This window comes from Flavobacterium panici (assembly GCF_903819335.1).
GTDB lineage: Bacteria > Bacteroidota > Bacteroidia > Flavobacteriales > Flavobacteriaceae > Flavobacterium > Flavobacterium panici.
In genome coordinates, this window is record NZ_CAIJDE010000048.1 from 1 (window position 1) to 19,766 (window position 19,766).

Genomic DNA, 19,766 nt, shown 5'->3' on the forward strand with positions numbered 1-19,766 from the left:
ATGAGTCACAAACTCAGAGGAACGAATAGTTTACTTTTGCTTCCTTTCTCAATCATAAATCTACTTAAATTTAAAAAAACAAATCTAAAGGAGGAACGAGAAATCGCACTAGATATTCCACACAGTAATTCTCCAATCTTTGGCGAGTTTCGCGTGCGATTTCTCGTTCCTCGAAATGACAATATTGGCTAAAATCATCTGCGTAAAACAAAACTCTGCGTCTTTGCGCCTTTGCGAGAAAATCCTCGTTCGTATAAAAAAACTTAGTCCCTTTGCACCTTTGCAACTCTGAACCTTTTTCACTACTTTTGCACCAAATTAATTAAAAAGACATTCATGTTAACAGTCAATAATTTATCAGTTCAATTTGGCAAACGAATATTGTTTGACGAAGTAAATACCACATTCACTCACGGAAATATTTACGGCGTTATTGGAGCCAATGGTGCTGGAAAATCTACATTTCTAAAAATCATTTCAGGCGATATGGACCCAACTTCGGGACATATTCATTTAGAGCCGGGAAAACGTATGTCGGTTTTAAACCAAAATCATAACATGTTCGACGAACATACCGTTTTGGAAACCGTTTTAATGGGAAATAAAGTTCTGTATGCTGTTAAAAAAGAAATGGATGAACTTTATTTAGACTACAACGATAAAAATGCAGACAGAATAGGGGAGCTTCAGGTTCAGTTTGAAGAAATGAACGGATGGAATGCCGACTCTGATGCTGCAGCAATGTTGTCTAACTTAGGAATTAACGAAGAGCATCATTATACTTTGATGGGCGATATGGAAGGAAAAATGAAAGTTCGTGTGCTTTTGGCACAGGCACTTTTTGGAAATCCAGATTTGCTTATTATGGATGAGCCTACCAACGATTTGGATTTTGAGACAATCGCTTGGTTAGAAAATTTCTTAGCAAACTATGAAAATACTGTAATTGTAGTATCTCACGACCGTCACTTTTTAGATGCCGTTTGTACACATATTTCTGATATTGATTTCGGAAAAATCAATCACTATTCAGGAAATTATACTTTCTGGTACGAGTCTAGCCAATTAGCGGCAAAACAACGTGCACAGCAAAACAAAAAAGCTGAAGAGAAGAAACAAGAGCTTGAAGAATTTATTCGTCGTTTTAGCGCAAACGTTGCAAAATCGAAACAAGCAACTTCTCGTAAAAAAATGATTTCTAAATTGAATATTTCTGAAATCAAACCTTCAAGCCGTCGTTACCCTGCGATTATTTTCGATCAGGATCGTGAAGCTGGAGATCAGATTTTAAATGTAGAACACCTGTCAGCTTCTGTAGATGGTGAACTTTTGTTTAAAGATGTTCATTTAAATATGGCAAAAGGAGACAAGATTGTTCTTTTCTCAAAAGATTCACGTGCTACAACAGCTTTCTATGAAATTTTAAATGGAAATCAAAAAGCAGATTCAGGAACTTTTGATTGGGGAATTACAACAAACCAAGCATATCTTCCTGCTGAAAACCATTCATTCTTCGAAAATGATTTAACTTTAGTAGATTGGTTACGCCAATATGCTAAAACAGAAGAAGAGCGTGATGAGGTATTTATTAGAGGTTTCTTAGGGAAAATGATTTTCTCTGGTGAAGAAGCTTTAAAAACAAGCCGAGTTTTATCTGGAGGAGAAAAAGTACGTTGTATGCTTTCCAGAATGATGATGGAGCGTGCTAACGTTTTAATGCTTGATGAGCCAACAAACCACTTAGATCTGGAATCTATTACAGCTTTCAATAACTCATTGAAAAACTTTAAAGGTTCTGTAATTTTTACAACGCATGACCACGAGTTTGCACAAACTGTTGGTAACAGAATCGTAGAATTAACACCAAACGGAGTTATCGACCGTTACATGACATTTGACGAATATCTTGATGATGAAAAGATTCAGGAACAAAGAAAGAAGATGTATAATCTTTAAGCTGTAAATTACAATATTAAAAATTCCAAATTCCAATCTTTGACTTTGCAACTTTGTCAAAGTTTTAAACTTTAACAAAGTTCTACATCCATAAAAAAAATCCCAAATTCCAATTAAACTTGGAGTTTGGGATTTTTTAATTTTTTACTTATTGCTATTTGCTTCCAAAAACCTTCGCTAAAATCCAGATAACAATCGCAACGATAAAAATTACGATAAATATCCCGAATCCCATTCCGGCTTTAAAAATGTCTCCAATAACTTCGCAGCTTGTAAATGAAAACAGTATAACGAATACCATTAACAATCTTGTAATTTTATTTTGCATGATTCTGAGTTTTTAAATTTCTATATTAAAATTACTTCATGAATCTTGAAAATGTGTTATAGAATTTTTGAGAAATGTTTTAGGATTTGGATTCTAGTTTTGCAGATTTTTTTTGCGAATGTTTTAAGTCCATTTCTTTGATGAAAGAATTACGATTAAAATTTTTTACAAATCCTGACTTTTCTCCTTTTTCTAATTCTTTAATTATATTTTCTTTTTTGAACATTTTTTTTCTGATTTATACTTTGTAAATCTTAAAACAAATACCGTTTATTATTAGCACTCATAAACTGATCAAAATACCCGCTTAAATTCCTTTGACCAACGGCAACGACTTTTAGTTCAGCATTTTCTTTTGCAACCATAAAATAATCTGTTCCAAATAAAACCCGCTCTGGGAGAATAAGACCGTTTTTTAAATCATTAGATAATTGTATCATGCAATTTTCATCGCATAACGAATACGAAATATCTGTAAACGCATTAGGATATTTATCTATCAGGATTTTTTGTTTGATAATGTCATACCATGATGTTTGATTACCTTCCAGAGTTTTTGCTGCCTGGAATAATTTGGCAGTTTTCGCATCTGGATTTTTCACACCCAATATTTCAATATCTCCTCCCATGTGCGCAATGCAGAGTTTTAGTTTAGGATATTTGTCTAAAACAGGAATATAATTTTCAGGATGTGAAAAAAGATTACACGCTCTGGCATTTTCCCTAAATGATTTGTCAGAAGCCTTTTTATAAGCAGCAATACGGGCAGTAATTACAGGCATTAAAGGATGCGCCGGATTTACTGATGTAGGATTGTCAGGAATAACCGACCAGACATTTTTACCTAAATAATAACTACCGCCGCGTGTACAATGTGTCATAACAGGAATATTATTTTTTTCGGCGTATTGATAAAGACTGTCTAATCGCGCATCAAAAGGGAAAAAGCCATTTGCAGGATATAATTTAATTCCAACAAAGGTTTTACTTTCAATTGCTTTTTTTAGATTTTCGAGGTTTTTAGTATCCGGATTTCTTGGATCTACACCATAAAAAGGAAATAATGTATTTGGGTAAGTTTTTTTCAATTTGTAAATATCCTGTATTTGTGAATTGAAATCTTTTTCAGGTTTTTTGTCGGGATCACTCATATAATCCATATCAATTGTGAGTGCGATTATTTTTATCCCACTGTATTCAGAATTATCATAAGCTCCTTTCAAGTCAAGAAAGACTTCTTCTTGCGAAGCCATTACACCAATTTTTAAGAATTGTAAAATTCTTTTCGGAATTAAGTTTCCTAATTTTGTAATTAACCAGGAGACAGGTCGGGTTAATATTAACCATTTAAGAAATGTAGAAGCTCCGTCTCCAAGTTTGGCTGCTACCTGTAAAAAGTCTTTTGGGGCACATTTTCCTGTAAAGATGTGCGAATGAATGTTGTATATATCGTTCATGATTGTATAATTTTAGGATGGTTTTATTCCGGCTCTTCTAATATTAATTGCTTTTACCATAACTTCAAACCAAAAAGGAGCTCCGAAACTTAGAGCAAATGCTGAAATTATAATTCCTAAAAGCCACCACAGGAAGATTTCTGTTCTTGTTTCTTTTACTTCTTTTGTTTTTTCAGTTTCTTTTGTTTCTTTCGATTTTTTAGCATCAAAATGATAGCCAATTGGAAGAGCGTCATCTTCTATTTCATTAATTATTGATTTGATACTATCTATATTTTTCACAATATCTTCCAAATCAATTTTTTGAGCATTAATCTTATTTTCAAGTACTTTTTTCTCTGCTATTAATACAAGATCTTTACGATACTTGTCATCAGTATTTAATTTTTTAATTAAAGTAATAGAATCAACATTTAGCGCCAGGCAAACTAAGAAACTTATAATAAGTAAACTTCTTTTCGTTTTTGTTTTATACCAGCCGCTTACTCTTTCCATATAGTCGTCAAACCATTTGGTGATTTTCTCTTTTAACTCAATATAGTTTTCCGTTTTTTCATACAATGCCCTTAAATGACTTTTTAATGGACTGTAATTCATTTGATCAAGTCCTTTTTTAAATCTCTTATAAGGATCCTCAATACGATCTTCAATTAGTTTAACATCTACTAAATTTGTCGATCCTTTTGGATCAAAAATATTTTCAAATTTTGTAGTTTCAGATTGGCTTCCAATAATATCAATCAAGGCATCAGCAAACATATCAGATGAAATGTATTGCGGGTAAGAATCTCTATTCTTTTTAAGCTGATCGATGCTAAAGTGGCTATATAAGCTGGCACCGTAGCTTTTGTTCACAGGATCGTTTAATAATTTAAGAATTGTTTCGTAAAGAAATCGGCCTCTTTTTTGGGTTTTATAGGAGTACCATTCAAAGAGCAAAGAAACAAGAGTACTAAAGAGAAAGTAAAATAAACCTAACGCAATTAGTATTTCCAGAATTTTAGATACTTGCATAGATAATTTGTTTTTGGTTAAAATAAATTAGTTTAATTTTGGTTAGTAAGAAAAACCGCGGCTAATTTATTTAAACAAATGTTAAATTGTTATTTGTAAGGTAAATATTTCACTTTATCGAATCTAATTGGTTATTTAGCGATTAAAATATGAATGAAAAATACTATAATTTAAAAAGTGTTAACTTCTAAAACTATATTATAAACAATTTTGTAATTTTTACAATCTTTAATAAAAACAAAAAATCATGTTATGAGAATAACTGGAATTTTTTATATCTATTTGCTAAATACTTTGTCAAAGTCCTAAATGATATTTAATATGATTCTGAGTTTTTAAATTCCTTCAGAAATCAGGAAAATATGATGTGGATTTTTTTGAAATGTTTTTTTAGACTTTTAAAGATTAGGTAATTTGATTTTTTGTTATAATGAATTTATAAATTTTATTAGTGTTGTCTTTCCATATATCGTCTATTTTTTCAGTCAGGATTTCAACCATATCATTTTTTGAATCTTTAAAAAGATTGTAAATTTCCATTTGATCAGTCGCACTATTATTTATTGCTTTAGTAGCAGCAGTTATGTTTTCATCACTAAAACCAGATTGTTTTAAATGTTTTTCCATAGCTTCAGTATTAGCAGTGATATTTATATAATTTTCAGACCTTCCTCGCACGCTTTTAGTAGAATTTGCATCAAGTACAAAAACTTCCGTTTTTATACTTTGAAAGCTTTCTATATCATTTTCCCATTTGAGTTCAGATTTATTAATCAAATCATTTTGTGTTATAATTATACTGCCAGAATTATCTGTTTTAAAATATGATGTTGTGTAATAAGCATCTTCACTTTCAAAAAATTTAAAACCGAAAAGTATATTTTCAATCGGATTATTATTTCCTAATATATCAGTAATTTGAATTGCTATTTCTTTAGGGATTTTCATAGTTTCTGTTTTTTAGTTTTTATATATTGATTTAATCTCTAAGATTACAATTCCAATAATAATTATGATTTCACCTAGAAAATAAACAATACCAAATATTGAAATGCTTCGATAATAATAAAGTATAATTCCAAATGTCAAAATACAATAGAGTATGTTAGCGGTACAGATTATTTTTAAATATAATTTCCAATTATTTTTTGCTAGAAAAAAACAGATAAATGAATAAATTGAAAAGGCGAGTGCCAGTAATGAAAGGTATTCTAAAGTAGTTTTTGATAAACCAAAAAAGTTGTTGAAAGTTCTAAGAACGAGAAAAAGTAATATAAATGTGAGTGATGCTCCAACAGCATCTATTAGAAATATGTTTTTAGGTTTTGCTATAAATTGTTGGATACTTTCTTTCATTTAATTTGTCATTATCTATATACAAATTCGTTTTTTTAAGATTTTAAAAATTCATTTTTATAGATCAGTTTTAATTTGTTCTGATGTAATTATTCTGGTCATTAGACGCTCAACATCATTATAGCTATATTTATTTCCTTTTGATTTTTTTAAAATTTCGACGAATTCAGAAATTTCATTCTCTCTTTCTATTATAATATATTTAATATCATTCGGTTCAAATTCGAGTCTTAAATTTTCAAGTCGCTTATTTGTATTTATTTTTTGTTCTTCACTTTTATAAACCCTTGGATCGATAGCCATTTGCATACAATCTTCATAACTTGGCGTGTACCTCCATTCTCTTTCATCTGAAAACCTATAATTTTTTATAACTTCACCTCCTCTAGATAAATCAGCTTCGTAATTTTTAACATGTCTTAAAATATTTAATAAATTTTTTTGACTGGTTGTTATTTTATCCCATTCCACTTGCTTTGGCAGTATGTCCATGTAAGTATCATAAATACTTTTTGAGAGATATGAATTTGCTTGAAGGTAAAGAACAGGATTAAGTTTGTTTTTTTGAGCCCATTCTTTTGTTAATCCTATTCCATATGCACCATATTTTCCAATATGATCTTTTATCTGTGATAATGGAATATCACAGAAGCTTACCATTGGAGCCGCATAGTTTAGTTCGGAATCTAGTAATACATTTTCATGACAATACTTCATTTTGAAATTATCTTGTAATATACCTTTAAGTGCATCACTAGTTTGGGTAAAATGTATAATTGTATTAGAACTTAATGACATATTTTGACTTTTTATATTTTTGAATTGAGCTTAGGAAATTTTATGATTAATGAATGATAATTTTTTATTATACTTTTAAAATACAATTATTCCTAAAATAATAAGAGGTGGTATAATTATTATTAATGAATATGCCCCATAGCAAATCCATAGATATCTATACTTTATATTTTTCACATCTTTTTTAGTGAGTTCTGAGAAATGGTCAAACTTTTCAACTTTGAAATTATCATAATCAATATCATCATGATTTTCATATCTATTTAAAATTTCTTGATATTCTTCAGATAATTTTTGACAGAAACTTAAAACACTATATTCGGAAGCAGTAGAGTTTAACGTCTTAAAAGTTCTTAGTTTATTATATAATTTGCTTAATTCGAGGGAGCAATCATGAAAATTTTTAGCTTTTAGTTTGTAATCTTGACTATTTTCGAATTGTGCAATGACTAGTTGCAATATTGATAATGCTGTAACATAATAGTTTATGTATTTTAAGTTGTTATCATCATTTTCAATATTATAAACAGCAAGTAATCCCGCAATAATTAAGTATGCAGATAAAATTGATATACTAATGTTGGACATTTTAGAAATAGTCGTTAGTCTTATTGAAGCTCTAAATCTAGTTCCTTTAGTTGACCAAATTTTATAGCTTAATTCTTCAAGAAAGCTTTTTTCCAAGTATGCTTTTGATCCAACGAATATGCTTTTCTTTTCTATGTCCATGTCTATCTTGGCTTTATGGTTTATTGATAATTTTCTTGCTAAAATACAATTTTGCATCAAATGGAAATTATTAAAAAGGAGATTTTATTTAACATAAATAGAAGAATTAATAAAAAAGTAAAGAGATCTGTTAGGTTACTTGTTGTCAAAAAAAACATTTCCTCACTCAACACCCCAACAAATAAATTCTGATTTTGTATATTTGCCCAACCAAACATTACAATTACTTATGAGCCAAAAAGTATTACTTAATTCAAAAGAAGTTACTATCATACTCCATCGTTTGGCTTGTCAGTTAATCGAAAAACATCTGGATTTCTCTGATACAATTTTAATCGGGATTCAGCCGAGAGGTGTTTATTTGGCTGAGCGTTTAAAACAGATTTTAGAGAACGAATACCAAACTCCTGAAATTTCTTTGGGATATCTTGATATTACTTTTTTTAGAGATGATTTCCGCAGAACCGATAAACCGCTTGAAGCCAATAAAACTCAGATAAATTTTATAGTCGAAGACAAAAAAGTCATTTTTATAGATGACGTTTTGTTTACCGGACGAAGCATTCGTTCTGCGTTAACCGCAATTCAATCTTTTGGAAGACCTTCTGAAATTGAATTGTTAGTGTTAATCGACAGACGTTTCAGCCGTAATTTACCAATTCAACCCGATTATAGAGGCCGTCAGGTGGATGCAATTAATGGCGAAAAAGTAAAAGTAAGCTGGAAAGAAAATGATGGTGAAGATGTGGTTCACCTAGTGACAAATTAAGTTTAATCGGTTAACCGGTTAATTGTTTAATCGGAAGGAACGATTAAACGGTTTAACAAATAAAACGATTAAACAATAAATATATAAACAAACACAATGAAAGAATTAAGCGTAAATCATTTATTAGGAATTAAATACATCAATGAGAATGATATTAACCTGATTTTTGAAACGGCAGATCATTTTAAAGAAGTCATTAACCGACCAATTAAAAAAGTTCCTTCATTACGAGATATTACCATTGCCAATATTTTCTTCGAAAACAGTACAAGAACCAAACTTTCCTTTGAATTAGCACAGAAACGTTTATCTGCAGATGTTATTAGTTTTTCTGCAGCACAGTCGTCGGTTAAAAAAGGAGAAACCCTGATTGATACTGTAAATAATATCCTTTCAATGAAAGTTGATATGGTTGTAATGCGCCACTCTAATCCCGGAGCGGCTTATTTTTTATCTAAAAATGTCAAAGCCAGTATCGTAAACGCCGGAGACGGAGCGCACGAACACCCAACTCAGGCTTTGTTAGACAGTTATTCTATCAGAGAAAAACTGGGCGATGTTGCCGGAAAAAAAGTAGTTATTGTAGGCGATATTCTGCATTCGAGAGTTGCCTTATCTAATATATATGCTTTGCAGATGCAAGGTGCTGAAGTAAAAGTCTGCGGACCAAAAACTCTGATTCCGAGATATATTGAATCGCTTGGTGTTACGGTTGAACCAAATTTACGCAAAGCTTTAGAATGGTGTGATGTTGCGAACATGCTTCGTGTACAAAACGAACGTATGGATGTAAACTTCTTTCCATCTACACGTGAATATGCACAACAATACGGAGTTGATAAACCACTTTTAGATTCTCTTGGAAAAGAAATTGTAATCATGCACCCGGGACCAATCAATAGAGGAGTTGAGATTACCTCTGAAGTTGCTGATTCTGATCATTCTGTAATCTTAAATCAGGTGGAGAATGGTGTTGCAATTAGAATGGCGGTTATTTATCTTTTGGCATCTAAAATACAGTAGTTTTGTTTCAAGTTTTAGGTTTCAGGTTTCAAGTTGTTGGAACTTGAATATCTGGATGTCACCCTGAGCGAAGTCGAAGGGCTTTTACGTGACGAGGGCTTCGACTTCGCTCAGCCTGACAATCTGTAAACTTGAAACCTGAAACCTAAAACTTGAAACAACAAACAAAAAACTTCGTACCTTAGCGCTCTGAAAAATCAATTTTTATATTAGCCCCACAAATTATAAAATGAAAGTAGATCAAAAAGGACATACCGTTACCATAAAAGATACGCAAGGCGATTTTAATGGCTTTGTAGAGAAAGTAACGCAGCAGTTTAAAACCTTTGAAAAACAAAATATTATAATCGATTTGTCGTCAGATTCTGAATTGACAGAAAATGATTTAAAAGCTTTTTTACCGCTGGTTAAGCTTCAGAAAAAAGCAAAAAAATCGTTTGTAATTGTAGCCTGTGATCTTGATTTTAATGCTATTTCAGATAAGTTGGTTGTTGTTCCTTCTCTTTTAGAAGCACACGATATTATCGAAATGGAAGAAATTGAAAGAGACTTAGGGTTTTAATTTTAGATTTCTGATTTTAGATTTTAGATTTTTTTAAATGCTAAATCTAAAATGTTTTTATCTATCTAGAATCTAAAATCAACAATCTAAAATCTAAAATGAAATTAACTATACTTGGCTGTTATGCCGCAACTCCCAGAACACTTACTAATCCGACTTCACAGGTTTTAGAAATTAAAAATCGTTTGTTTTTAATTGATTGTGGAGAAGGAACTCAGGTTCAGCTTCGAAAGAATAAGATTAAATTTTCAAAAATTAATCACATTTTTATTTCGCATCTTCATGGCGATCATCTTTATGGATTAATTGGAACCATTTCGACTTTTTCTCTTTTGGGAAGAACGACAGATTTGCATATTTATGGACCAAAAGGAATTAAAGAACTTATTCTGCTTCAATTAAAATTGACAGAATCCTGGACAACGTATAATTTGTTTTTCCACGAATTAGAGTCGAAGGAAAGTGAGGTTATTTTTGAAGATAATCGTGTTATTGTAAAAACGATTCCGCTGAAACATCGTGTTTATACCAATGGTTATTTATTTCAGGAAAAACCGGGAGAGCGAAAGTTAAATGTCGAAGCTGCCCAGCATTATAATATTCATACGGCTTATTATCAAAAAATAAAAAACGGAGGAAATGTTAAGCTGGACGATGGAACTGTAATTGAGAATGAAAAATTATCTTTTGACCCAATTCCGGCAATGAGTTATGCTTTTTGTTCGGATACGGTTTATAATGAAGATGTGATTCCGATTATTGAAAATGCCGACATTTTGTATCACGAATCTACTTTTTTAGAATCTGAAGCTCCTTTGGCACAAAAAACACTGCATTCAACTGCGAAAGAAGCGGCGAGAATCGCTTTAAAAGCAAATGTAAAGCATTTGGTTTTAGGTCATTATTCAACCCGCTACGACGGAATTGAGCGTTTTAAAGAAGAAGCCGAAGAAATTTTTCCAAATGTTATTTTGGGAGATGATGGACTTAGCTTTGAATTTTAATTTAAGGTTCTAAGGGACTGAGGTACTAAGGTGCTAAGTTTAGGAATGTGAACAACAGATGTCACCCTGAGCGATCCCGAGGCTTCGGGAGAAGGGCTTTTGTAGCACGAGAGGCTTCGACTTCGCTCAGCCTGACAAACCTGAAACAAAAAAATCTAAAATCTACAATCTAATATCTAAAATCAACAATCATGAGTGATTTAAGCAATTATAGAAAATCTTACGAAAAAAGTGAATTATTAGAAACTAATATTCCCGAAGATCCCATTAATCTTTTTAACCGCTGGTTTCATGAAGTGGAGGATTTTGGCGGAAGCGGTGAGGTAAATGCCATGACGGTTTCGACAATTGGCTTGGACGGATTCCCAAAGTCTCGTGTGGTTTTATTAAAGAAATTTTCTGAAGAAGGATTTATATTTTATACGAATTATGAATCTGAAAAGGGAAAAGCTATTACGGCGAACCCAAACGTTTGTTTGTCCTTTTTTTGGCAGGAAATGGAACGTCAGGTTATTGTAAAAGGGATTGCGCAGAAAACTTCTGAAATTATTTCGGATAACTATTTTGATTCCCGACCAGATGGAAGTAAGCTTGGTGCAATTGTTTCGCATCAAAGTGAAGTTATTCCGTCGAGAACTTTTTTAGAAGAGAATTTAAAGAAACTGGAAGCTGAATTTGAAGGAAAACCAATTCCAAGACCTGATAATTGGGGCGGATTTATTGTAACGCCGCTGCAAGTAGAATTTTGGCAGGGAAGACCTAACAGATTACATGACAGGATTCGCTATACAAGCCAGTCTGATTTTTCATGGAAGATTGATCGTCTATCATCTTAATTGTAAGATTTTTATATTATTTTAAAAAATTTTAGTGTATTTCGTCGATTATTTTTGTAGTTTACCGACAAATTGAATACGTTTGGACAATAAAACAGAGAAAAATTGTCACATAATAATTTTTAAAGAATTTGCCCCAACATTTACTTTAAAGCATTAAACTACTACAGATTATGAAAAAGATTATGTGCGCCATGGTGTTCATTGTGATATCTATCACAATGAACTCATGCTCTGCCGATGGCGCCGAAGGGAATGAAAGTAGTACTTCAACAGAACAAGTAATTACTGACTATAATTATAATGCATCTGAATTGGAAACAATGCAGTTAATAAACGATTACAGAGTAAGTATCGGTTTAAAGGCATTAGAAAAAATCAATCATATTTCTTATAAGTGCGAAGAGCACAACAAATACATGATCGACAATAATGTTGTTAATCATAATGATTTTGTGTCTCGTTCTAATAATATTATGAGCGTTCTTGGTGCTAAAAAAGTGGGCGAGAATGTTGCTTACAACTACAAAACATCTGCAGCAGCAGTAAAATCATGGCTGGAAAGCCAGGGTCATAAAGAAAATATTGAAGGAGATTATACTCATTTTGGTATTTCGATTACGACAGATGCGGCCGGAAGAAAATATTACACGAATATATTTGCTAAAATTTAAAAGAGAACATTTGAACTGGTTGGTTAGTTTTCGTTGCATTTCTTGAGTATGCAGCGTTGTTTTTTTAAAAAAGCTGTCTATGAATAATAGACAGCTTTTTAATTATAGATTGGTTTGGTTTTTACAATTATAATCCGGTAATGATAAACTCGCTTCGTCTGTTCATTTGGTGTTCTTCTTCTGTACATTGCACTCCATCAGAACATAAGTTTACGAGTTCAGTTTCCCCATAACCTCTTCCGGTTAAACGATTTGTGGCAACTCCGTTGTTTATAAGCCATTCAATGGTTGATTTTGCTCTTCGGTTAGATAATGCTTCATTGTATTGATGAGAAGCCCTGCTGTCTGTATGCGAGCGAATGTCTAATTTCATTGTTGGATTTTGTTTTAAAACATCCAGAATTTTTTCTAAATCTAGAGCAGCTTCAGTTCGAATGTTAGATTTATCTAAATCAAAATAAATCCTTTTAATACCAAAACATTTTCCTAAATCATCTCCAATAACAACTTTGCAGATCGATTTTTCTAAAGCAATAGGAAGATCGGTTTTTCCGCTTTCTTTAGAAATCGTTACACTGACTTCTTTAGTGGCATATTCTGGTTTCTCTGCACGTATATAATAGGTTTTTCCGCATTCAACACCAAAACTGTATAAACCGGAAGCATCTGCAACAGCAGAATTTTTTATTCGCTGCATGCCGTCATACAAAGTAACTTTAGTTCCGGGAAGTATAATTCCGGTAGCTGCATCAGTAATTACTCCGCCTAATTCCTGAACGCATTTTAAACGTTTGGTTTCTAAAAATTTGTAAATATCATCAGAACCAAATCCGCCGTCTTTATTAGACGAAAAATACCCTCTTCTTGAAACCGGATCAATAATGTAGGCAAAATCATCTTTAGGAGAATTAATATCGGCACCTAGGTTTTGAATATCATCAATAGATCCATCAGTTTCAATTTGACCTACAAAAACGTCAAGTCCGCCAAGTCCGGGATGCCCATCTGAAGCAAAATAAATTTCGTTTTCATTGGTTACATAAGGGAACGTTTCTTTTCCTTCGGTATTAATTTCTTTTCCTAAATTTTCGGGAGAACTAAAACCACCGCTGGCGTTAATGTTTACTTTGTAAATATCAGACTGCCCCATTGTGCCGGGCATATCTGAAGCAAAATATAATGTTTTTTCGTCAGGGCTTAATGCCGGATGCGCTGTACAGTAATTATCGCTGGTAAACGGAAGCGCAGTTACATTTGTCCATTTTCCGTTTTCGAGACTGGCTTTATAAATTTTTAATAAAGTAACTTTATTGGCATCTTTTCCTTTTTTACCATCAACAAAGTTATTTCTTGTAAAATAAACCGTATTTCCATCTTTAGTAAAAACAACTGAGGATTCATGAAATCTTGAATTTACGGTAGATCTGATTTTATTTACTTTAGATGTTGTATCATTTTGAGCACTTATGTCGGCATCATAAATATTAGTAAAATATTCGCCTGTCCATTTGTGTTTTCGCTGACTGAAATTTCCGGTGTCTCTTGCCGATGCAAAGTATATTTTATTATTATAAACAAAACTTCCGTAATCTGAATATTTAGAATTAATTCCGGCATTTTCGATTTTATAACGTCCTGAATTTGCTTTAATTTTATCAAGATAATTTACGTTTTCTCTGTAAAGCTTTGCTCTCGAATCATTTTTGAATTTTGCATTGAACTCTTCAAGAATCCTATTGGCTTTGGCTGTTTGCCCAGTTGCTTTTAGGGATTGTGCATATCTGTAATAATATTCAGCTTCGGGAGAAGTGTTTATACCAAATAATTCATCATACCACTTGACAGCTCCTTCAAAATTAGAATTGAAGTAGTAAGAGTCACCCAGTTTTCTGTACAAAACTTCAGACTTATATCCTTTTGCGGCCACTCGTTCGTAGGTTTTAATAACGTCAACATAGGCGTAGTTGTCGTATTTTTTGGCACCAGCGTTTAATTTTGACTGCTGGGAATAGCTGGAAAAAACATTTAGAGTTATTAAAATAAGAAGAGTAAAATTTTTCATAACTATTATTTTTTAAAAGAAACGTGGAGTTACCATTTTGCTGGTGTTTTTAAAGAATTCGTAGCGCAGGTATATTTCGTGCGATCCTGTGTTGTAATTATTTAGTTTTGTGGTTTCCCGGTCGTAACCATATCCTAAATAAAGCCCGTCTGTGATTTGAAATCCAACAATGCCGCTTACAGAGGCACTCCATCTATAAGAAAGTCCTGCGACAAATTTTTCGAAAAACATAAAATTGGCAGAAACATCGACCTGCAGCGGTGCACCCTCGACCATTTTCACTAATGTAGCAGGTTTGAATTTTATGTATTGTAATTTGTCAAGGTCAAATACGTAACCGCCCATTAAGTAATAATTGATTTTACTTTTATAAATGGCATAATCGTTATCGTCAAATTTTTTGGTTTCGATGAAATTTGGAACAGATAAACCGATATAGGCTTTATCTGAATGCCAGTAAATACCTGCTCCAACATTTGGTGAAAATTTATTATCTAAATCCTGAAATTGTGGGTCTCCCTGAGTTTCAGGATTTAGTTTGCTAATGTCTAAATTGAATAAATTGGCGCTTCCTTTTATACCAAATGAAAGCTTGAAATCTGGAGATGTTTGAAGTGTATATGATAAATCTGCAGAAATAGTGGTTTCATTTGTTGGTCCAATTTTATCATTTACGAGCGATAAACCCACTCCTAAATTGCTGTTGTTTATTGGCGAATTTGCAGAGAAACTGGCAGTTTGCGGAGCTCCTTCTAAACCTACCCATTGTGTTCTGTAGAGACCAAAGATGCTCAAAACCCCTCTGGATCCTGCATAAGCCGGATTTACATTTATAGCATTGTACATATACTGAGTATACTGTGAATCTTGTTGTGCATAACCAGAAATCGTTACAAACATAATGACGAAGAAAAATAATTTTGTTCTCATAGTAGATGTGTATTATTGATTATTACTCATTGATTTCTTAATTATCTTCAATCAAAAAGTCAATATTTTGCGAACTCAAATATAAGAAATTTTTTACCATTTTATCGTAATTCATTGTTTTAGAATTATTTACGAATAAATTGCGTAGTTTTATTTTGACAGATACAGATATCCATCTTCCTTATTATTTTGAATTTCATTATTACCATTTAATGATTTATAAGTAAGAATGTAGAAATAAGTACCTGATGGCAGTCCGTCAGACTTATTAACAGTGGTTCTGCCTCTGGAAGTTCCATCAAATGCATTGGTTGTATTATTGTAATTTGAAGTTTCAAATACTAATATTCCCCAACGATTATAGATTTCTACTGTATTTTCAGGATAACAGGTTAAATCATTAATACTGTCAATTACGAATACATCATTTATTCCGTCGCCATTTGGTGAGAAAGCATTGTGTACTAAAATATTTCCACAGGCTAAAACGTGGCAGTCATTGTTAACTTCCATATTTAGCAGTACACTTCTTGGACAATTTTCATCGTTAATTTTATATTCGAATACATAATTGCCAAGTGCAAGACCAAACGGATTGAATATATTTCCTTGTAATGCATTAGTTTCGTTTGTGTCAATCCATGTTCCGGTTATTGGTGTGCCTTCCGGAAGCAAATTAGACAAGTTTATTAAGCTGGAGTCATCATTACATGATTCACTGGTTATGTTTACAATTCCATTTGGAACTACAGTTATGGTTACCGTTGCAGTATCGCAATTTTCGGCACTTAGTTTATCACAAATACGGTACATGTAGGTATAAGTTCCGGCTGGTGTTAAACTTGAAACGGTAACATTTCCTTGATTATCGATTGTGATATTTGGATCTGTTTTGGCATTGTTTTCATTTTCTGCAAGCAATGTAAAATTGACTAGTTCAAGTGTCGCAGGAAGCTGCCCTTTGAAATCATTACTCAATACATTTCCAACTAATCCAAAGGTATTACAGCCAATGTTTGCATATACATCATCATTTGCAAAAACTGGAGTAGGAGGCGCAGGTTCAACAATAATTACTGTTACAATAGCGGTATCACAGTTTCCGGCATCGGCATTTTCACAAATTTGATACGTTAATGTGTACGTTCCTGCGGGAGAATTTGGAGCCACATCTACAGAACCATCAGGATTTAATGTTATGGTGTTTGTTGGATCTGGTTTTACTGTTGTAAGTGTAACATCGGCAGGATTTACAGGATCATTATTTAAAGTATCGTTATTGTATACATTTACAATGTTTGTTACTCCGGCTGGCGCTGTAATTGCCGGCGGATTATCATCATTTGCCACAATTGCAAATGTTGGTCTGGCAATACAATACGGATCTGCCGGTGGATAATTTACAGTTATAGTCTCGCTTGGATTAACGGATATCGTTAAATTAACTGTAGGACGTAATGATTCAAAACCATCATCACCCTGAATCCATTTATTATTTTCGAAAATCCATCCCGGCCAGTCAATACCATTTCCAGCTTCATTAACCACAGCTCCCGGCCATAAAACTCGGCCGCTAAGAGGTAAATCAGTCATAGTGGTTATTACCGTATTTTGTGCATTTGCCCAAGCTATTGTTACACCATTTACCGGAGTGAAATTTCCGGGTGTTACTACATAATCAATGTAAGGAACATCGTTTACACAAATTGGTGTTGCCGTTACTGTCATAACCGGAGCTACGATAGTAATCGTTACTGTTGCAGTATCGCAGTTTGAAGTTTGATCTGCTTCACAAATTTGATATACTAATGTAAGTGTGCCAACAGGTGCATTTGGTAAAACATCTACAGAACCATCAGGATTTAGTTGTAAAAATTCGTTTGGTGTTACTGTAGTAATAATTACATCAGAAACAGTTACTGCATTACCTTCAAGGGTATCATTTATAAGAACATTTAAAACATTTGTTGTAGTGTGATTAACGCCTGCAATAGGTCCTGCAGAATCATCATTTGCAACAATATCTTGGTATTCTTTACAGTTTATTCCAAAATCATTATCTAAATGAACTAAGTCTTGCGGTGTAACATTTACAATATAACTGCTTGGACTAGTTGTTGAGCATACCGTATGCATTTGAGTTTTACTCGTTTTATCAGTTGCTTTTTTATCGGCTAAATTTGGAAGCACTTTTACAAGTCCAGTTGCGCCTAAGGCAGCAGCCATAGCATCCAGATTTCCATCTTTCACTAATTTAATAGTATACTGACCATACGGATTTTCTGTATTAGGTCTGTCTCTCCAATATCCTTCAATTCCTATAATTACTTCTTTGTGATAACCGTTTGGTCCGTCAATTATAACATTTGGACTTGCTGCATTTCCAAAACCTCCGGCGTTTAATTCGCCAACGTTTGATGGGCCTTGATAGCTTCCGTCTCCATTAAAATCGATCCATTCCCATAAGCTGTAGTCGATTCCGCCACCTGAATCAGGAACATTTTTAGTCACAACGCCGTCATTATTGGCATCGTACCATTCGTCCTGAATTCCGTTGCTGTTTACATCATACCAAACATAATCGCCTAAAACTGGTAGTGTAGAAGATCCATAATTAAAAGTATGTTCCTGGAAGGCACAATCTTCAAGAACTGTGAAGAATAAACTTGAATCTATTGGATATAATTGATAAACACTATTTAAGTTGGCATCTTGTACCTGAACTAAATAACTTCCTGCCGACATTCCTGTGAAGCTGTATCCGCCATCTATTCCGGTTATGCGTAATAAAATTGGCCCTGTTGTATTTCCTTGCGGAATCAAGGTCACCATTACATTTGCAATACCAGAGTTGTTGTTTACATTCATAACATAACCTGATATTTTTGTAGAATATTCTGGCTGAGTAATAACAACGGTTGCAGTTGCTGTACAAGTTTGATTTTCACCATTTACAGCAGATGTTGCTGTAAGTGTATAAGTTCCGGCAGGTAAATTAGTGTTGCCAACAACTTCATTTTGATCATTTGTAATAACTACAGTTGATCCCGGAGAATTAGTTACTAAAATTGAACCATCACTTTTTCCAAAGCAGGTTACATTTGTTGCTATGCCTGTTACAGAAACTTTATTTTCAACAGTAAAGGTTTGAACAAGTTCTGTTTTATTTCCAGCACAATCTGTCAGCGTATACGTTCTGGTTAAGATATAAGCATTTCCATTACAGCCGCTTGCTCCATTATTAGAATCGCTAATTGTAACCGTTACTGTACTGCTGCAATTATCTGCGGCATCTATAACAGCTTCCGGATTTGGTGCCGGAATATCAATAATGCTTTGTAAATCTGTAACATCAGCCGGAGCAGTTCCTGTTGGCGGAGTTGTATCTCTAACCGTAATAATTTGAGTATGAGAAACGGTGTTGCCGCCACAATCACTAGTAGTCCATTTGCGTGTTAAAGTATAATCTGTACCGCATTCGTTAAGAACATTGCTTTTAATTTCAGAAAATACGATTGGTAAGTCTCCGCTGCAATTGTCAGAAGCTTCAAGGTTTGCAGGTTCCAGAACAGCATCACAAGAAACAGTAATATCAGTTGGAAGATTTCCAGTAAAAATTGGCGGAGTTGTATCCTGAATAGTTATTATTTGGATAAAACTATCGGTAACATTTCCGCAGTCATCTTTTGCAATCCAACTATTAGTATATGTCCCAGAATTAGCACATCCTTCAGAAGCTGTAAATTGTCCGCTTGTTTTTTCATAAGTAACCACTGTACAATTTGCAGTTGCATTTGGAGTCTGATTTTGAGCATTTTCTAAACCAGCAGAATCACTGCATTGTAAAGTTACGTTCAATGTTCCTGCCTGTGTAATCCATGTTGGAGCAGCAGTATCCTGAATTGTAATTACTTGAGTAAAAGTAGTTGAAGTATTGTTACAGCTATCTTTTGCTGTCCAGGTATTCGTATAAGTTCCTGTGCTTCCACAGCTTCCTCTTTGCAGTTCACCAGTTGTTTTAGTATAAGTTACGGTTCCATTGCAATTATCTGTTGCAATTGGTGCCTGAGTTTGAGCATTATTGAATCCTTCTGTATCGGCACATTGTAACGTTACATCTAAAGAACCACTTTGTGTTGCCCAAGTTGGAGCAGTAGTATCTTGGATCGTAATAATCTGCGTGAAACTATCAGAGGTATTTCCACAGTCATCTTTTACCGTCCAAGTATTAGTATAAGTTCCAGAATTTGCGCATCCCTCAGAAGCAA

General features: G+C 33.2%; 18 protein-coding genes. 8 read left to right on the forward strand and 10 right to left on the reverse strand.

Features of this window, described 5'->3' with window-relative positions; genetic code table 11:
* Together FLAPXU55_RS24025 and FLAPXU55_RS15335 are read left to right on the forward strand one after the other, a co-directional pair.
* A partial coding sequence (locus tag FLAPXU55_RS24025) for a hypothetical protein (RefSeq protein ID WP_219637267.1) occupies nt 1–192 on the forward strand: 192 nt, incomplete at its 5' end.
* 144 nt (nt 193–336) lie between these two features.
* Nucleotides 337–1,956 carry an ABC-F family ATP-binding cassette domain-containing protein gene (locus tag FLAPXU55_RS15335; RefSeq protein WP_053470154.1) on the forward strand — a complete coding sequence of 540 codons (1,620 nt, stop codon included), beginning with the start codon at nt 337–339 and terminating at the stop codon, nt 1,954–1,956.
* A gap of 154 nt (nt 1,957–2,110) precedes the next feature.
* On the opposite strand, the gene FLAPXU55_RS15340 is transcribed toward FLAPXU55_RS15335, so the two are convergent.
* From FLAPXU55_RS15340 to FLAPXU55_RS15370, 7 genes are all read right to left on the reverse strand, one after another.
* A complete protein-coding gene (locus FLAPXU55_RS15340) occupies nt 2,111–2,284 on the reverse strand; it encodes a hypothetical protein (RefSeq protein WP_180858822.1) in 174 nt (57 codons plus the stop codon).
* Between the two features lie 79 nt (nt 2,285–2,363).
* Nucleotides 2,364–2,510: a hypothetical protein gene (locus FLAPXU55_RS15345; protein WP_180858823.1), complete on the reverse strand. Its 147-nt coding sequence runs from the start codon at nt 2,508–2,510 to the stop codon at nt 2,364–2,366.
* 28 nt (nt 2,511–2,538) lie between these two features.
* Nucleotides 2,539–3,741: an amidohydrolase family protein gene (locus FLAPXU55_RS15350; protein ID WP_180858824.1), complete on the reverse strand. Its 1,203-nt coding sequence runs from the start codon at nt 3,739–3,741 to the stop codon at nt 2,539–2,541.
* Nucleotides 3,742–3,753: 12 nt separating this feature from the next.
* Nucleotides 3,754–4,755 carry a hypothetical protein gene (locus tag FLAPXU55_RS15355; protein ID WP_180858825.1) on the reverse strand — a complete coding sequence of 334 codons (1,002 nt, stop codon included), beginning with the start codon at nt 4,753–4,755 and terminating at the stop codon, nt 3,754–3,756.
* Nucleotides 4,756–5,160: 405 nt separating this feature from the next.
* Entirely contained in the window at nt 5,161–5,703 is a 543-nt protein-coding gene (locus FLAPXU55_RS15360; protein ID WP_180858826.1) for a hypothetical protein, read from the reverse strand.
* Between the two features lie 465 nt (nt 5,704–6,168).
* Entirely contained in the window at nt 6,169–6,909 is a 741-nt protein-coding gene (locus tag FLAPXU55_RS15365; protein ID WP_180858827.1) for an abortive infection system antitoxin AbiGi family protein, read from the reverse strand.
* Nucleotides 6,910–6,984: 75 nt separating this feature from the next.
* Nucleotides 6,985–7,695: an SLATT domain-containing protein gene (locus FLAPXU55_RS15370; RefSeq protein WP_180858828.1), complete on the reverse strand. Its 711-nt coding sequence runs from the start codon at nt 7,693–7,695 to the stop codon at nt 6,985–6,987.
* A 172-nt stretch (nt 7,696–7,867) separates the two neighbouring features.
* Here FLAPXU55_RS15370 and pyrR point away from each other — a divergent pair, with 172 nt between their 5' ends.
* The 6 genes from pyrR to FLAPXU55_RS15400 all read left to right on the forward strand — a co-directional run bounded on the left by pyrR (nt 7,868) and on the right by FLAPXU55_RS15400 (nt 12,506).
* The gene (gene pyrR / locus FLAPXU55_RS15375; RefSeq protein ID WP_053470147.1) at nt 7,868–8,407 is read left to right on the forward strand and encodes a bifunctional pyr operon transcriptional regulator/uracil phosphoribosyltransferase PyrR; all 540 of its coding nucleotides are present in this window, start codon (nt 7,868–7,870) and stop codon (nt 8,405–8,407) included.
* A gap of 96 nt (nt 8,408–8,503) precedes the next feature.
* Nucleotides 8,504–9,430, forward strand: coding sequence for an aspartate carbamoyltransferase catalytic subunit (locus tag FLAPXU55_RS15380; protein ID WP_029273654.1), 927 nt, complete (start codon nt 8,504–8,506; stop codon nt 9,428–9,430).
* Between the two features lie 229 nt (nt 9,431–9,659).
* The gene (locus FLAPXU55_RS15385; protein WP_053470146.1) at nt 9,660–9,992 is read left to right on the forward strand and encodes a hypothetical protein; all 333 of its coding nucleotides are present in this window, start codon (nt 9,660–9,662) and stop codon (nt 9,990–9,992) included.
* A gap of 98 nt (nt 9,993–10,090) precedes the next feature.
* A complete protein-coding gene (locus FLAPXU55_RS15390) occupies nt 10,091–10,996 on the forward strand; it encodes a ribonuclease Z (RefSeq protein WP_180858829.1) in 906 nt (301 codons plus the stop codon).
* Between the two features lie 191 nt (nt 10,997–11,187).
* A complete protein-coding gene (gene pdxH, locus FLAPXU55_RS15395) occupies nt 11,188–11,832 on the forward strand; it encodes a pyridoxamine 5'-phosphate oxidase (RefSeq protein ID WP_053470144.1) in 645 nt (214 codons plus the stop codon).
* Between the two features lie 173 nt (nt 11,833–12,005).
* Nucleotides 12,006–12,506 carry a CAP domain-containing protein gene (locus FLAPXU55_RS15400; protein WP_053470143.1) on the forward strand — a complete coding sequence of 167 codons (501 nt, stop codon included), beginning with the start codon at nt 12,006–12,008 and terminating at the stop codon, nt 12,504–12,506.
* A gap of 127 nt (nt 12,507–12,633) precedes the next feature.
* Here the strand turns inward: FLAPXU55_RS15400 and FLAPXU55_RS15405 are convergent, their stop codons facing one another.
* From FLAPXU55_RS15405 to FLAPXU55_RS15415, 3 genes are all read right to left on the reverse strand, one after another.
* Entirely contained in the window at nt 12,634–14,568 is a 1,935-nt protein-coding gene (locus FLAPXU55_RS15405) for an OmpA family protein (RefSeq protein ID WP_180858830.1), read from the reverse strand.
* Between the two features lie 12 nt (nt 14,569–14,580).
* Complete coding sequence (locus FLAPXU55_RS15410; RefSeq protein WP_180858831.1) at nt 14,581–15,498, reverse strand: PorP/SprF family type IX secretion system membrane protein; 918 nt, start codon at nt 15,496–15,498, stop codon at nt 14,581–14,583.
* Nucleotides 15,499–15,648: 150 nt separating this feature from the next.
* On the reverse strand, nt 15,649–19,766 hold a 4,118-nt coding region (locus FLAPXU55_RS15415; RefSeq protein ID WP_180858832.1), incomplete at its 5' end, for a gliding motility-associated C-terminal domain-containing protein.